General features: G+C 74.5%; 12 protein-coding genes and 1 pseudogene. 6 read left to right on the top strand and 7 right to left on the bottom strand.

Translation table 11 applies throughout. The features are described from left to right. Positions 1 to 44: 44 nt before the first annotated feature. Both AF335_RS29045 and AF335_RS29040 read right to left on the bottom strand, forming a co-directional pair. On the bottom strand, positions 45 to 1,262 hold the full coding sequence (locus AF335_RS29045) for a maleylpyruvate isomerase N-terminal domain-containing protein (RefSeq protein ID WP_102921399.1): 1,218 nt from the start codon (positions 1,260 to 1,262) through the stop codon (positions 45 to 47). Further along, complete coding sequence (locus AF335_RS29040; RefSeq protein ID WP_102921398.1) at positions 1,259 to 1,822, bottom strand: sigma-70 family RNA polymerase sigma factor; 564 nt, start codon at positions 1,820 to 1,822, stop codon at positions 1,259 to 1,261. The genes AF335_RS29045 and AF335_RS29040 overlap by 4 nt, the downstream gene beginning before the upstream one ends. Positions 1,823 to 2,262: 440 nt before the next feature. Between AF335_RS29040 and AF335_RS29035 the strand changes: the two genes are divergently transcribed. After that, complete coding sequence (locus AF335_RS29035) at positions 2,263 to 2,646, top strand: STAS domain-containing protein (RefSeq protein ID WP_102921397.1); 384 nt, start codon at positions 2,263 to 2,265, stop codon at positions 2,644 to 2,646. Positions 2,647 to 2,793: 147 nt separating this feature from the next. Here the strand turns inward: AF335_RS29035 and AF335_RS29030 are convergent, their stop codons facing one another. Next, positions 2,794 to 3,918: a sensor histidine kinase gene (locus tag AF335_RS29030; protein ID WP_102921396.1), complete on the bottom strand. Its 1,125-nt coding sequence runs from the start codon at positions 3,916 to 3,918 to the stop codon at positions 2,794 to 2,796. Further along, the gene (locus tag AF335_RS29025) at positions 3,915 to 4,580 is read right to left on the bottom strand and encodes a response regulator (protein WP_102921395.1); all 666 of its coding nucleotides are present in this window, start codon (positions 4,578 to 4,580) and stop codon (positions 3,915 to 3,917) included. Before AF335_RS29025 ends, AF335_RS29030 begins: the two co-directional genes overlap by 4 nt. Positions 4,581 to 4,792: 212 nt before the next feature. On the opposite strand from AF335_RS29025, the gene AF335_RS29020 reads away from it, so the two are divergent. After that, positions 4,793 to 5,644, top strand: a complete 852-nt coding sequence (locus tag AF335_RS29020) for a DUF4344 domain-containing metallopeptidase (protein WP_102921394.1) — start codon at positions 4,793 to 4,795, stop codon at positions 5,642 to 5,644. Positions 5,645 to 5,905: 261 nt separating this feature from the next. Here AF335_RS29020 and AF335_RS29015 read toward each other — a convergent pair whose 3' ends face one another. Beyond that, positions 5,906 to 7,099, bottom strand: a complete 1,194-nt coding sequence (locus AF335_RS29015; RefSeq protein ID WP_244927196.1) for a tetratricopeptide repeat protein — start codon at positions 7,097 to 7,099, stop codon at positions 5,906 to 5,908. Positions 7,100 to 7,185: 86 nt separating this feature from the next. Between AF335_RS29015 and AF335_RS29010 the strand changes: the two are divergent. Together AF335_RS29010 and AF335_RS29005 are read left to right on the top strand one after the other, a co-directional pair. Further along, positions 7,186 to 8,520 (top strand): annotated as a pseudogene (locus AF335_RS29010) (alpha/beta fold hydrolase); the annotation flags it as partial. Further along, a complete protein-coding gene (locus AF335_RS29005; RefSeq protein WP_342353978.1) occupies positions 8,503 to 10,134 on the top strand; it encodes a M64 family metallopeptidase in 1,632 nt (543 codons plus the stop codon). The pseudogene AF335_RS29010 and the gene AF335_RS29005, both read left to right, overlap by 18 nt. A 169-nt stretch (positions 10,135 to 10,303) precedes the next feature. Here AF335_RS29005 and AF335_RS29000 read toward each other — a convergent pair whose 3' ends face one another. Next, positions 10,304 to 11,119, bottom strand: coding sequence for a TetR/AcrR family transcriptional regulator (locus AF335_RS29000; protein ID WP_102921393.1), 816 nt, complete (start codon positions 11,117 to 11,119; stop codon positions 10,304 to 10,306). 128 nt (positions 11,120 to 11,247) lie between these two features. Between AF335_RS29000 and AF335_RS28995 the strand changes: the two genes are divergently transcribed. Further along, positions 11,248 to 12,750: an MFS transporter gene (locus tag AF335_RS28995; RefSeq protein WP_102921392.1), complete on the top strand. Its 1,503-nt coding sequence runs from the start codon at positions 11,248 to 11,250 to the stop codon at positions 12,748 to 12,750. Between the two features lie 50 nt (positions 12,751 to 12,800). Next, positions 12,801 to 13,238: a VOC family protein gene (locus AF335_RS28990; RefSeq protein WP_102921391.1), complete on the top strand. Its 438-nt coding sequence runs from the start codon at positions 12,801 to 12,803 to the stop codon at positions 13,236 to 13,238. 266 nt (positions 13,239 to 13,504) lie between these two features. Here the strand turns inward: AF335_RS28990 and AF335_RS28985 are convergent, their stop codons facing one another. Next, positions 13,505 to 14,680 carry a winged helix DNA-binding domain-containing protein gene (locus AF335_RS28985; protein ID WP_102921390.1) on the bottom strand — a complete coding sequence of 392 codons (1,176 nt, stop codon included), beginning with the start codon at positions 14,678 to 14,680 and terminating at the stop codon, positions 13,505 to 13,507. Positions 14,681 to 14,719 lie beyond the last annotated feature (39 nt).

Below are 14,719 nucleotides of genomic sequence, written 5' to 3'. Positions count from 1 at the left end.
GGGGCGTACGGGGCGCACCGACCGAGGTCCGTGCGCCCCGCCCCTCAGAGCCTCGACAGGGACGCCGTCGCGTACAGCGCGTCGCGGATCGCCTGGCGGTCGCCCGTCTGGCCCGCGGCCGCTTCCTCCGGCGGTATGTGCCCGGCCGCCAGCCGGCAGAACTCGACGGCGTCGAGCGCGACGTGGGCAACCGTTTCCGCCGCGGACGTGGTGGCTCCGGGGGAGTCCAGCGGGATGTACCAGTGGCCGCCTCCGCTGCCCTCCACCTCCAGATGGAGCGTGCGGCCCGGGACGCCCACCGGCAGCAGGGCGTACGGCGGCGGGGCGAGGCCGGCCCGGCGGCGGTCCGCGATCGCGGCCGGCAGCAGCCGGGCCCCGAGGTCGACCATCCGGTGCAGATGGCCCGCGGACGGCGGGGCGTACGGATAGTCGATGGCGTCGGCGATGTCCACGGCGTGCACCCAGCACTCGAAGGCGCGGTCGACGAAGGAATCGGCGAGCGGCAGGCTGACCGGGCCGTACGGAACGGACCGGTCCGCCGCCTCGGCGCCGGCGAAGGACGCGGTCCTCGTCAGCGCGTGGCTCTGCTCGCGCCAGCCGCCGTGCACCGCGCCCGGCGGCTGCCCGGCGGGGCCGTCGGCGGCCATGGCCCAGAACGCCTCGGTGCGCTCGGTGGGCGTGGCCCCCTCCGTCGCGAGCGGGCCCAGCGGGTCCGGCAGGCCGAGCACGGCCGCGAGCAGGCCGTCCACCGCCAGGAGATGGCCGATCACGGCGGCCGCGGTGGTGTCCCGGGCCACCGGGCGCTCGCCGTCGAACCACTTCAGCCGCACCGGCGCCCGCCACTCCGCCTCGCCGATGTCATGGAGCAGGGCGTCGAGCCGGGCGGTCTCGGCGTCGTAGGGCGCGACCCAGTCGGGCACCGGGACCCGGGCCGGGCGGCGGCCGAGACAGGCGGAGAGCACCCGGGAGCGCAGCCGGGGGTCGAGGTCCAGATTGTCCTCCGGGTGCAGCAGGGCGACCGCGTCCCGCAGCCGGACGGCCTCGTCGGCGCAGGTGGCGCAGTCGGTGAGGTGCTCCTCGACGGCGGTCGTCTCCTCGGCGGAGCAGGCGGCCAGCGCCCAGGCGCCGAGCAGGGACTTCAGCACCTTGTGGGTCGGTGCGGGCAGGGCGGGGGGAACCGGGTGGTCCCCGGTGGGCGGTGCGGCCGCGTCGTCCGGGGGCTCCGGGACGCGGGCGGCTTCCGGGCCGGCCGGGCCGCTCATCGGACACCTCCGTGGGCGGGCGGCGAGGGCACGCGGGGCGCGTGGTGCGCGGTGGACAGGAGCTGCAGCCCGAGGCGCAGCCGGCGGCGGGCCTCGTCCTCGGTGACGCCCAGGTCCACCGCGGCCTGGCGGTAGTCGAGGCGGCGTAAGTAGGCCAGGTCCAGGGCGGCGCGCAGCGGGGCGGGCATGGACGTGACGATGTAGTCGGCGCGGGCGGCGGCGGACGCCTCGCGGACCCGCTCCTCGATCTCCTCGGGGGTGTTCTCGCCGTCGCTCTGCGACTGCCGCAGCCGCTCGACCGCCTGACGGTGGGTGAGGGCGGCGATCCAGGAGCGCAGGGAGCCCTGCTTCGGGTCGTAGGCGCCGGGGTTCTCCCAGACGTAGCCGAACACCTCGCGGGTCACGCGGTCGGCGGCCGTCTCGTCGCTGAGCACACGGTGGGCGAGGGTGTGCACCAGGGAGGCGAAGCGGTCGTAGAGCTCGCCGAGCGCCGCGGCCTCACCGTGCGCCAGCCGCTGCTGCATCTTGCGGTCCCAGCGCGGTGGTGCCTCGGTCGCCATGGATGGTGCCCCCTCCTGCGTGCTCGTCCCGCGTGCTCGCGCCGCGTACTTCGTCCTGCGTACCACTTCTGGCACCGGGGCGGCACATCCAGCCATGGAACGTGCTTGTGCCCAGCGTCACATACTCCCCGAATGTAGTCGCCGGGTCCGGCGGCGCAGACATCTTTACGGCAAAGCCGACTCCGTGACCGGCTGCGGATGGTATTGCCGTCGTCACTTACCGCACCACTGAGCGATCGTTATAGATCGTACGTGCGCGAATGTGCCGATGTGTTATGCGTGTGTGACCGTATCCAGGAGGATTCAGGGTTGGAGCTGGGCATAGGCTCGATGAGGGCCGGCTGACGCCGCGGCGTTTCACGGCAGAGCGGTCGGGCAGCCGCAACCCCAGGAAGGGTCCGTTCCGGGGAACGAGAACCGAGCGAAGGGGCTTCGAGCGCGTGACGTTGAAGGTGAAGGACGCCGCACACGGGGACTGGGCTGTTCTCCGTGTCTCCGGCGAGATGGACCTGGTGACGTCGCCGGTCGTCCGGCAACGCGTGCACGACGCGGTCGCCGAGGGCCGCCGCAGTCTGGTGCTCGACCTCGCCGAGGTGCAGTTCTGCGACTCCAGCGGCGTGGGCGTGCTGATCGCCGCCCGCCGGCTGATGCGCTCCTGTCAGGGGCGGCTGAGGCTGATCCTGCCCGCACAGGGCGCGGTGGACGGCTCCCACGTCAACAGGGTGCTCGGGGCGCTCGGGGTGCGCCGGCTCTTCGAGATCTACCCCGACCTGGCCACGGCGACCCATGAGACGGACGAGGGCACCAAGCCGCTGTCGGCCTGAGCGCTCCGCCGGAACTCCGGCGAGTCGGCCGCGGCCCTGTCGTGACCGGTCGCGCGGTTCCCCGCGCCTCTTCGGGACGCTGCCGCACCGGACCTCGCCGAGCCGGCCTGGCCGCCCCCTTCCGCCCTTCTTGTCGCCGCCCCTCCCTCACCCCGCGCGAGGGAACCCGGCCCGTACGACGAAGCCGCCGTCCCGCGTCCCGTGCGCCTCCAGCGTTCCGCCCAGGCTCTGGGCCCGCTCGCGCAGCCCCACCAGGCCGTGGCCGCCGCCCGGCAGCCCCGGAGCGTCCGCCGCCGCGTCCGCCGGACCGTTGCGGATCTCCACCAGCAGGGCGCCCGCGGCCGCACCGTCCGCGCCCGTCCCGCCGCCGTCGGCCACCGTGACCCGCACCCGGGCGCCCGGAGCGTGCTTGCGCGCGTTGGTCAGCGCCTCCTGCACCGTGCGGAACGCCGCCCGCTGCACGGCCTCCGGCCGCTCCACCGCCGGATCGCAGGTGTTCTCGTACGTCACGTCGAGCGCGCTCAGCTCGATCATCTTCGGCAGGTCCGCCAGGCGCGGCTGGGGCGAGAGCTCCTCGGTGTCGGCACCGGCCTTGCGCAGGATGCCGACCATGTGGCGCAGCTCCTCCAAGGTGCGCACCGACAGCTCCCGGATCTTCCCGGCGCCCTCGCGCGCCTGTGCGTCCGGCGTGGCGATCTGGAGGGCGCCGGCCTGCAGGCTGATCAGGCTCACCTGGTGGGCGACGACGTCGTGCATCTCGCGCGCGAGCCGGGCCCGCTCGGTGGCCAGCACCTGCTCGGAGAGCAGCCGGTCCTCCCGGGCCCGGCTGCGCGTCAGCTCGTCCAGCCGGGCGGCCAGTTCGCGGCGGGTACGGGTCAGCAGGCCGATGGCGACGGGCGTGGCGGCCGTGACACAGGCGTCGAGCAGCTGGAGGGCGACTTCCCGGCGGTCCGACAGGACGAGGTCGGAGAGCGGATAGGGCACGAAGTGCGCGGCCGCGAGCAGCACGGCCAGGACGATCGGCAGCCGCCGGCCGGGGCGCCGGCTGGCCACGGTGTAGAGGGCGATCATCGGCGCGAACCAGACGTAGCCGATGTAGATGCCGGGCAGCGTCACCAGGAAGACGGCGACGGGGAACCGGCGGCGCAGCAGCAGGGCCGCCGCGGCGAGCAGCGACACCCCCAGGTCCACCCCGATGCCCGGCCCGTTGACCAGCAGCGCGTCGGCGACCGCGAGCAGGACGGGCACCAGCAGCGGCAGCGCGGCGGTCACGGGGTGCCCGTCCCGGGCGGGTCCGTGACCAGCCCGGCCCGGTCGGCGACGATCGCGGCCTGCACCCGGTTCAGACCGCCCAGCTTGCCGAGGACGGCCCGTACGTGATCCTTGACCGTGCTGGGCGCGAGCCCCATCCGCTCGGCGATCTGCGGATTGGCCAGCCCCGCCCCGAGGTGGGTGAGCACCTCGCGCTCGCGCGGGGTCAGCCCGGCCACCGCCGCGGCCGCCGTGGACTCGGCCTCGGCGGCCAGATAGCCGCCGATGACGGCCCGAGTCACCCCCGGGTCCAGGACGCTGCCGCCGACCGCGAGGGTCCGTACGGCCTGGACGAGCTGCTCCGGATCGGTGTCCTTCAGCAGGAAGCCGGTGGCGCCGGAGCGCAGCGCCGCGGCGAGGTACTCATTGGCGTCGAAGGTCGTCAGCATGGCCACGGCCGGGGGGTGCGGCAGCTCCCGCAGCGCGCGCAGCACGGTCAGGCCGTCGACGTCCGGCATCCGGATGTCCAGCAGGACCACGTCCGGCGCGCCGTCCCGCACGGTGGCCACGGCCTCGCCCCCGCCGCAGTCCGCGACGACCTCGATGTCCGGGGCCGTGCCCAGGATCATCCGCAGCCCGGACCGGACGAGCTGCTCGTCGTCCACCACCGCAACACGGATCACCGACCGCTCCCTCTTCCTGTACCGCCGGGGCCGTCCACCGCCGCCCCGGCGATCTTCCAGCTTGCCGTACCGACCGATGAAAGCAGCAGAACGGAGCCGGACGCTCCACCCGGTGACCTGTCCATGGCCGGGCGACCCCCGCCGACCGGCGGGGGTGACCTTGGACCCGCGACGGATTCCGCTCCGGCGCGTCACCCGGCAGAGTGTTGTCCATGCTGCATCATGCCGGGGCTCGCCCCCGCACGCCCGGCCTCGGGCGGCGCGCCCGCGTCGCCCTGGCGGCCGGGGCGTGTGTCGCCCTGGCGACGGCATGCGGCGGCACGCGGTCGCAGGCCGCCGCGTCCCCCACAAGCGGCGGCCTGTCCGTGATCTACGAGGCACCGGCCCGGGGCGGCGCCGCCGAGCGCGACTTCCTGCGCGACCGCCGGCCCGCCGAGAAGGTCGCCGAGGACGTCGGCGGGGCGTTCCGCCTGCCGAAGCCGATCACGATCGCCGGCCGCTCCTGCGAGAAGGGCGACGTCCCCGAGTACGACCCGGAGACCCGGCGCATCGCCCTCTGCTATTCCTACGTCGCCGAGGTCCGCGCCATGTTCGAGAGCGCGCACGACCCCGACCCGGCCGGCCGCACGGCCGGAGTGATCACCGAGACGCTCTACCACGAGGTCGCCCACGCGCTCGTGGACACGCTGAAGCTCGCGCCCACGGGGCGCGAGGAGGACGTCGCCGACCAGTTCGCCGCCTACCGGCTGATACCCCGAGGCCCGGAGGGCCGCAAGGCGGTGCTGGCCGCCGCCGACAACTACGCGCAGTACGCCCGGGAGTCCCGCCCCGAGGACGTCGAGCTGGGCGCGGAACACCCACCGGACGCGACCCGGGCGGCGAACTACCGCTGCTATCTGTACGGGGCGGCACGGGCGGAGTTCTCGGACGGCGACGCGGCCTCGGACGACGACCTCATCGACGGCGAGGTGCTGACGAAGGAGCGGGCGTCGGTGTGCGAGGAGGAGTACGGGGGGTTGCGGCGGGGGTGGGACGGGTTGCTGGCGCCGTATCGGCGGGGGTAAGGGGCGGGTTGTCGCCGGGGCGGTGCGGGTGCCGCTGCGCGGGGCGTTTTCCCCTACCCGCCCCTTCCCGAATGTCCTCAAACGCCGGACGGGCTGATTCGTTGCCCGGAACGGGCGGAAAACTCAGCCCGTCCGGCGCTTGAGGACCGGGGTCCGGGGCGGAGCCCCGTTCGGGAAGGGGCGGGTAGGGGAAAAGGCCCGCCGCAGGCGCACCACCCACCGGCAGGCGCACCCTCCGCCACCCCCACCCCCCTCAAGCAATCAATACGGAGGCGAAGGCGGCGCAGGCCCCAACGTGGTCGTCCCCGGCGCCGCCCGATGCCCCAGCCCCGTCCGGTACGCGTCCAGAGCCGCCTCCACCCGCCCCGCACGCCGCAGCAGGTCACCCAGCAGGCGGCACAGATCCGCGAGGTCTCCCGCCGCGCCCGTGCGCTCCAGGAGCGACAGGGCCGAGCAGTAGTGCTCCTCCGCCGACTCGTGCTCGCCGCGCTCCTCCGCGATGAGGCCCAGCAGGCGGTGCGCGCCGCCCGCGTGGACGGCGCCGCGCTCGGCGCCCAGCGCCGAGGGGGCCAGCAGCGGACTCAGCAGCTCCGCCGCCTCCGCGGCCTTGCCGCGCCGCCGCAGCACGTCCGCCAGCTCCACCTCCACCTGCGTGGTGAACAGCACCGCCCGCTTCGCCGCCAGCATGTCGCGGGCCGTGCGCAGCTCGCTCTCGGCGCCCTCCAGGTCACCGGCCTGGGAGCGGACGTAGCCGCGCATCCAGTGGCAGTGGGCCAGGTCGGTGCGGACGCCCAGCCGCCGGTACAGCTCCTGGGCGCGGGCGAGGGAGGCGTCGGCCTCCGCGATACGGCCCTCGGCGATGAACGTCCGGGCGACGCCGCGGTGCATGCCGGCGACCAGCGCCGGGTCCCGTACCTGTGGCGCGAGCGACAGCGCGAGCTGCGCGGCGTGCACGGCGCGGGCGTGCGCCCCCATGTCCATATAGGGGGCGATGGAGGCGGTGTGGAGGTGCATCAGGGCCTCGGCGTCGTGCGTACCCGACGCGGTCAGCGCCTCGACGGTGGTCTCCAGGAGATAGCAGGAGTAGCGCAGTTCGCCCGCCAGCAGATGGGCGGTGGCCCGGCCGCGCAGCGCCGGGACGCGCCGGGGCAGCGGTTCGCCCGCGAAGAGCCCCTCGGCGGCGGCGAAGTGGTCGCGGGCCTCGGCGAGCTCGCCCGTCTCCAGGCCGCACTCGCCGAGCCCGAGGAGCGCCGTGAACTGCTCCTCCACCAGGCCCAGCCGGGCCGCGTCCGCCCGGGCCGCGCGGAACATCCCGGCCGCGTCCTCCGCCGCGCCCGTGGACAGCGTGCGCCGGGCGGCGGCCAGCCGTTTCCGTACACCGGTCGCCGAGTGCGGGGGCCTGCCGGTGCCGGCGGGCCCGTCCGCCCGTATGCCGTGGGTGCTGTTCTCCGCCACTGCCGCCCCTCGGTAGGTTGCGCCGTGCGCATCAAGCGATCGGTGTCCCGCAGGTGAAGAAACTGTTCGTACGTGAGGATGGAACCATGCCCCAGTCCGTCGGCGAAGCGGCCGTCGTAGCACCGCCGGTCGTCCCGGCCACCGTCCGTCAGCCGGGGCTCGTCCTCACTGATCACCACTTCGACGTACCGCTCGACCACGGGAACCCCGACGGTGAGCGCATCCGCCTCTACGCACGCGAGGTCGTCGCGACCCGGCGGGCGCGGGACGAACTCCCCTGGCTCGTCTACCTCCAGGGCGGCCCCGGCTTCCCCGCGGGCCGCCCGCTGGGCCGGGAGAACTGGCTCGACCGGGCCCTGGACGACTACCGCGTCCTCCTCCTCGACCAGCGGGGCACCGGCCGCTCGACGCCCGCCAACCGCCAGACGCTGCCGCTCCGCGGCACCCCCGAGCGGCAGGCCGACTACCTCGCCCACTTCCGGGCCGACTCCATCGTCCGCGACTGCGAGCACATCCGGGCGAGGCTGACCGGCGGCCGGCCCTGGACCGTGCTCGGGCAGAGCTTCGGCGGCTTCTGCGCCGTCACCTATCTGTCGCTGGCCCCGGAGGGCCTGGCCGAAGTGCTGATCACGGGCGGGCTGCCGTCCCTGGACGCCGGCCCGGACACCGTCTACCGTGCCGCCTACCCGCGCATGGAGCGGAAATCCCTCGCGCACTACGCCCGCTATCCGGGGGACGAGGACGCCGCCCGGCGCATAGCCACCCATCTCGCGGACCACGAGGAGACCCTGCCGGACGGCACCCTGCTGACCGTCGGAGCCTTCCAGCAGCTCGGCATCCTGCTCGGGGCGGGGGACGGCTCGCACCGCCTCCACTACCTCCTGGAGGACGCCTTCGTGCCCACGGCCGCCGGGCCGCGGCTCTCCGACACATTCACCGAGCAGGCCGCCGCGGTGCTCTCCCGCGCACAGTGCCCGCTCTACGCAATCCTCCATGAGGCCATTTATGCCCAGGACGGGCGCGCGACGCACTGGTCGGCGGACCGCGTCCGCGCCGAATTCCCGCAGTTCGACGGGCATACGGACGAGGGGGCGCGTTTTCTCTTCACGGGCGAGACCGTGCACCCCTGGATGCTCCACACGCACCCTTCCCTGCGCCCCCTGCGCCCTGTCGCGGAACTCCTGGCGGAACGGGAGGGCTGGGGGCCGCTGTACGACGCGGCGCGGCTGGCCCGGAACGAGGTGCCGGTGGCGGCGGCGGTCTACCACGACGACCTGTTCGTGGACACGGGGCATTCGCTGCGGACGGCTTCGGGGGTCGGGGGTTTGCGGGTGTGGGTGACGGATGAGTTCGAGCATGACGGTGTGCGGGTGGGTGGGCGGGTTTTGGATCGGTTGTTGGGGATGGTGAGGGGGAGGTCTGAGGGGGCTGGGGTGGGGCGGTGGGGTTGCCGCTGCGCGGGGCTTTGTCCCCACCCGCCCCTTCCCGTAACCGGGGGCTCCGCCCCCGGGCCCCTTTTCCGCGCTGCCGCGCGGTGTCCTCAAACGCCGGACGGGCTGATTTCAGCCCGTCCGGCGTTTGAGGACCGGGGTCCGGGGCGGAGCCCCGGTATCGGGAAGGGGCGGGGCTGGGGAAAGCCCGCCGCAGGCGCACCACCGGCCCTCACACCCGCACCGGCCCCCCACCCACATTGCCCCCCACCCCCCAACTCCCTACCTTGGGCCGCACCCATCACCGCCCCGGGAGCCCCCATGCGCAGACGAATACCCCTCGCCCTGGCCCTCACGGCCATCCTGGCCACAACAGCCACCGCGACCGCAACCGCCACACCTCAACACCCCCAACCACCCCAATCCGTCGAATACTTCACCGGCCCCGACGGACACCCCAGACACACCACGGTCCCCGCATCCCCCACCCCGCCCCACCCGCTCCGCCCCTCCGCCCCCGGCGACGGCGACGTGACGCCGATCGTCGAGAACGGCCCGGTCGCCACCAAGCTCGACGTCGTCTTCGTCGGGGACGGGTACACCGGCGCCGAGCAGGACGACTTCCGCGCGGACGTCCGCGTCAAGTGGGAGAAGATCTCGGCCGTCGAGCCGTACGCCTCGTACCGGAAACTCTTCAACGTATGGGCGGTCAGCGCTGTTTCGCGGCAGTCCGGTGTCTCCGGCGACCCGGTGCAGGGCGTCGAGAAGGACACCGCGCTGAAGTCCGCCTTCTTCTGCGACGGGATCGAGCGGCTGCTGTGCGTCGACACCGGGCGCGTCGAGTCGTACGCGGCGAAGGCGCCCGCCGCCGACCTCGTCGTGGTGCTGTCCAACTCCGCCAAGTACGGCGGCGCGGGCTACAACGACGTCGTCTCGCAGGTGGGTTACGACGGCATCGCCACCGCCTCCTCCGGCCATCCCAAGTCGGACCAGGTCGCCGTCCACGAGACCGGGCACTCGCTCGGCAAGCTCGCCGACGAGTACCAGTACGACGAGTACGGGACGTACACGGGCGCCGAGCCCTGGGAGGTCAACATCAGCAAGCTGCCCGCCGACGAGCAGGCCGCGCAGCGGAAGAAGTGGTACCGCTGGCTGGGGGAGACCTCGCCGGACGGTGGCGCGGTCGGCGCGTACGAGGGCGGCGGGTATTACCCCAAGGGTCTCTACCGTCCCACCGAGAACTCGGTGATGCGGACGCTCGGCCGCGAGTTCAACCTGCCGGGCCGCGAGGCGATGATCGCGGGCTTCCACCGGCACGCGAGCGTGCTGACCGGTACGGTCGCGCCGGGCGCGGAGGTCGGACGCGAGGACCGCGTCGAGGTCCGGACGTCCGCCGCCACGGCGGTCGTACGGTGGTACGCCGACGGCCGCGAGGTCTTCCGCGCCCGTGGCCGGAAGGCGGTCACCCCGGCCTCGCTCGGCATTCGCGCGGACGGTCGCGGGCACGTGGTGACGGCGACGGCCGTGGACGCGACGGACGCGGTCCGCGACCCGGAACTGCGGCGGCGGCTGACGGGCTCGCTGAGCTGGCACGTGACGCGCTGACCGCACGCCCGGGCTCCCACGGGGCCGGGCCGGAGCGCCCGGGCTCTCACGGGGCTGGGGCAGAGCGCCTGGGCTCCCACGGGGCGGGGCTCGCATGCTCCGGGCTCCCACGCGGCGGGGCTCGCATGCTCCGGGCTCCCACGCGGCCGAGCCCGAGCGCCCCGTGCCCCTACCCCGCGTCCAACACCCCCGCGTCCAACACCCCGGCGTCCAACACCCCCGCCCCCCCGTAAGCCCGCACAACCCTCCCGTACCCCCTGGCCAGCGCCGCCCCCGCCGCCTCCCGTACCCGGTCCGCCGGCTCGCCCGCCGCCAGCGACGCGTGCAGGGCTTCGAAGCCCAGCTCCCGCGCCGTGTTGGCCAGGGCCGCGAACGCCTCCAGTTCGGCCCGTACGGCGGGGTCGGCGCCCCGCGCGCCGGACCGCTCCAGGAGGAGCCGCTCCAGGAGCAGCCGGCGGCGGTGGGCGACGGGGTGGTAGCTGCGGCGCAGGGCCGCGCTGTCGAGCAGGACCCGGGAGAAGACCCGGGCCTGGTCCAGGGCGTCCTCGTCCAGGGCGATGTCGAAGGCCGCGGCGTAGGCCTGGCCCAGCCGTTCGAGGAGTTCGGCGCCGGTGGCGGCGCCGGTCACGGCCTCGGTCACCTTCGGCTCGAATTCGTCGCGGCGGCCGAAGAAGATGTCCTCCTTCGACGCGTAGTGCGTGAAGACCGTGGCCGGGGCCACCTCGGCCGCCGCCGCGATCCGGGTGAGCGTCACGGCGTCGAAGCCGTCCTCCGCGAAGAGCCGGAAGGCCGCCTGGGCGATCGAGCGGCGGGTGCGCTCCCGCTTGCGTTCGCGCAGACCGGCCGTCGAGGGCGGCGTGGTAGCGGGAGGCGCGCTCGTGGGCGGCGGCGTCGCGGGTGGCGTGGTCGCACGGGGCGTGGTCGCGCGGGGTGAGGTCCGCGCGCGGGGCGCCGGCGCGGTGTCGGTACGGGCGGCGGGGGTCATGGCTCCAGGATAGCCGCCCGGCCAGCAGAATTAGAGGTGCTACATTTTTGGAGTGCCTCTAATTTCGGGGGGTGCCGCCGCACCGCGGCGCCCCCCGTCGTGCCCTCAGCCGTGAGGACGTGCCCGCCATGCGCAGAGCCGACCCGTCGCAGACGCCGGCCGGGAACCACCACCACAACCCCACAGCCACGCCCGGTACCACGCTCGGAACCGGCCCCGCCGCGAACCGGCCCCGGTCCGCCACCGCGATCCTCGTCCTCGCCTGCGCCGCTCAGTTCATGGTCATCCTCGATGTGACGATCGTGAACGTGGCGCTCCCCGCCATGCGCGCCGGATTACGCCTCGACGCACCGGGCCAGCAGTGGATCGTCAACGCCTACACCCTCGGCTTCGCCGGGCTGTTGCTCCTCGGCGGCCGGACGGCCGACCTCGCCGGCACCCGCCGCGCCTTCCTGGCCGGCGTCATCGCCTTCACCGTCGCCTCCCTGGTGGGCGGCTTCGCCACCACCGGCGGTCCGCTCGTCGCGGCCCGCGCCGTCCAGGGCGTCGGCGCCGCGTTCCTCGCGCCCGCCACCCTCGCGCTGATCATGAGGACCTTCACCGAACCCGTCTCCCGGGCCCGCGCGATGGGCGCCTGGAGCGTCGTCACGGCGGCCGGCGGCGCGGTCGGCGCGGTCGTCGGTGGGGTGCTCACCGAGTACGCCGGATGGCGCTGGGTGCTGTTCGTCAACGTCCCCATAGGCGCCGCGCTGCTGACCGCGGCGCTCCTGTACGTACCGGCGGCGGGCGGCGAACGGGGCGGGGCGCGCCGGCTCGACCTGCCCGGGGCCCTCACGGCCACGGCCGGCCTGACCGCCCTCGTCCACGGGGCGATCAGCAGCGAGACGCACGGCTGGGGTTCCCCGCGCGCCTGGGTGCCGGTCGGTGCCGGGGTGCTGCTGCTGGCCGGGTTCGTCGTCATCGAGTCCCGGGTCGCCCATCCGCTCGTACCCCTGGCGATCCTGCGCCACCGTGGCCTCGCCGTCGCCAATCCGCTGGTGATGGCGATGAGCGGGGCCGGGTTCTCGATGTGGTTCCTGCTCTCCCTGCACCTCCAGCAGAACCTCGCGTTCAGCGCCCTTCAGGCGGGTCTGTGCTTCGTGCCCGGGTCGCTCGCCATCATCGTGGGCGCGCGGATCGCGACCCGCCTCGTCGCCCGCACCGGGCCACGCCCGCTGATCGTCGCCGGGATGACGCTGAGCACCGCCGGTTTCGTGGGGCTCTCCCGGATCGGCGCGGGCGGCGGTTACGCGGGCCAGGTGGCCGGGCCGTTCGTCCTCGCGTCACTCGGCTTCGGCCTGTCCCTCATGCCCGCCATGGTCGCCGCCACCAGCGGCACGGAACCGTCCGAGGCCGGGCTGGCCTCCGGCCTCGTCAACACCTCCCGCCAGGTCGGCGGCGCGCTGGGCCTCGCCGTGCTCGCCACCGTCGCCTCGCACACCACGGCCGCCCGGCTGGTCCGGCGGCCCCATGAACTCCAGCAGGCGCTGACCGCCGGATACGGCCGGGCCCTGCTGACCGCCGCCGCGTTCACCGCGTGTGCGGCCCTGGGCGCCTTAGCCCTGCCCGGCGGGCGGGGTAGGAACCCCTGACACCACTCGCGCCCGACGGAGCGAGTCGAAGAGTCGAAGAAAGGACCACCGTGTCCCACGAGTTGAACCACATCATCATCCACGTCAAGGACCGCCGGGAGACGGGCGCCTTCCTGGCCTGGCTGTCGGGATCGTCCGAGGCGCCCCTGGACTGGGGCCCTTTCACGCAGGTCACCACGTCCAACTCGGTCGGCGTCGACTTCGCCGACTCCATGATCCCGGCCGAGGACATCAACCTGAGCCACCTCGCCTTCCTCGTCACGGACGAGGAGTTCGAGGCGGTCCGCGCCCGTATCGCGGAGCGCGGGCTGCCGTTCTGGGCCGACCCGATGCTGACGGAGGAGGGGAAGATCAACCACGACTACGACGGGCGCGGCGTCTACGTCCGCGACCCGGGCGGCACCTGTGTCATCGAGTTCATCACGAAGCCGTACGGGGAGCAGCCGTCGGAGCGGGGGATGCGGGCGTCGGAGGTGATGGGGGAGTGAGGGGGCGCGGGGGCGCTGAGCTGAAGGGGTGACGGAGCGAGGCGGGCGACGGGGAACCGGCGGCCGGGACCGGTGGACGGAACCGGCGGCAGGGGCAGACGGACGGGACCGGCGGCCGGGATCGACGGATGTGACCGGCGGCCGGGATCGACGGACGGGGGGCGGCGGAACGACGGGCCGACAGGCCGACGGCGTCACCCCCGTCACCCCCGCCACCCGAACACCCCCGCTCACCGCACCGGCCTCCGCTCACCCCACCACCCCCCTCACCGCACCAACTCCCGCTCCAGCGGCGTCCGGAAGCGCGGCGTGACCCGTACGTCGCCCACCCACTCCGCCAGCCTGGCGGCCTCCGCGGCGATCGCGGAGGCCGCCTCGCGCCCCACGTCCGCGAGCGGCCGCCAGACGATGCGCCCGTTCGCGCGCTGGGCCCAGCCGCCGACGACGCGGCCGTCCCACCACACCGTCGGCCCGACGTTCCCGGCCCGGTCGAAGAGCGCGGGCACGAGGTCCGGCGACAGGTACCAGTCCCGGCCGCGCCAGCCCATCGGGGTGGGGTCGAGGCCGGGCAGCAGGGCGGCCCACGGCCCGGCGGGCGGGACGTCGTCCAGGTCGTCCGGCAGGGCGTGGCCGGTGGCGCCGCCGGCCAACTCGACCTCGACGGCGCCCGCGTCGGCCAGCGCCCTGCGGGTGTCGCCGAGCGTCCAGCCCGTCCACCACTTCAGATCGGCCTCCGTCGCGGGCCCGAAGGAGCCGAGCCAGCGCCCGGCGAGCTCCGCCTTCGCCTCCCGTACGTCGATCTCCGGGATCCGCGGTGCGGGCGCCCACGGATAGAGGCTGCTGGTCCACGAGCCGCGCGGGCGGCCACGGCGTACGTGCCCGTCGGAGGCCAGCAGCCGCAGCAGCCTGCTGCCGACGCTCTGCCGCGACTCGTACGGCTTGCCCACCGAGACCGCGATCGTCTCGCGCAGGGCGGGGACGTCCTTGGCGAGCTCGGCCGTGGTCGCCTCGCCGCGCGCGGCGAGCGCGTCCAGCACCTCCCGCTCGGTCCGCGCGAGCCGCCGCTCGTCCCAGCCGCCCTCGGTGCCCTGCTGGAGGAAGCGTACGAACTGGGCGCGCTCGCGCACCGCGATCGCGTGGGCGGTGGAGGAGCTGACGTACGGGGCGAGGCCGGAGCTCACGGCGAAGATCGTGCGCCGCATGGACAGCAGCTTCACCAGCGTCACGTCCTCGTAGAGCGCCCGCTCCACCTCGGTGTGCGAGGGCTCGGCCAGCCGCGCGCACGCCGACAGGTACACGGTCGCGGCGTCGGTGGCGTGCAGTCCCACGAGCGCGTCGGCGACGTCCTCGACGGACGCGGCGCGGTGGCCGGGGGAGAGGAGGTGCCGCCGTGCGAGGCGGGCGCGGCGCTGGTCGTCGGAGACGCGGGGGCGGGCGGTCATGGGGCGAGCGTAGAAGGGATGTAGGGCGGAATCCGTCCT

This window comes from Streptomyces eurocidicus (assembly GCF_002891295.1).
Lineage (GTDB): Bacteria > Actinomycetota > Actinomycetes > Streptomycetales > Streptomycetaceae > Streptomyces > Streptomyces eurocidicus.
The sequence above is the reverse complement of the archived record's forward strand: the minus strand, read 5'-3'. Positions and strand labels throughout refer to the sequence as shown.

What these genes read in the sequence shown, in the direction of transcription:
- AF335_RS29020 (WP_102921394.1), top strand. Translation starts at nt 4,793, where the DNA reads ATGCTGCATCATGCCGGGGCTCGCCCCCGCACGCCCGGCCTCGGGCGG.
- AF335_RS29045 (WP_102921399.1), bottom strand. Translation starts at nt 1,262, where the DNA reads ATGAGCGGCCCGGCCGGCCCGGAAGCCGCCCGCGTCCCGGAGCCCCCG.
- AF335_RS28995 (WP_102921392.1), top strand. Translation starts at nt 11,248, where the DNA reads ATGCGCAGAGCCGACCCGTCGCAGACGCCGGCCGGGAACCACCACCAC.
- AF335_RS29000 (WP_102921393.1), bottom strand. Translation starts at nt 11,119, where the DNA reads ATGACCCCCGCCGCCCGTACCGACACCGCGCCGGCGCCCCGCGCGCGG.
- AF335_RS28985 (WP_102921390.1), bottom strand. Translation starts at nt 14,680, where the DNA reads ATGACCGCCCGCCCCCGCGTCTCCGACGACCAGCGCCGCGCCCGCCTC.
- AF335_RS29040 (WP_102921398.1), bottom strand. Translation starts at nt 1,822, where the DNA reads ATGGCGACCGAGGCACCACCGCGCTGGGACCGCAAGATGCAGCAGCGG.
- AF335_RS29005 (WP_342353978.1), top strand. Translation starts at nt 8,503, where the DNA reads ATGGTGAGGGGGAGGTCTGAGGGGGCTGGGGTGGGGCGGTGGGGTTGC.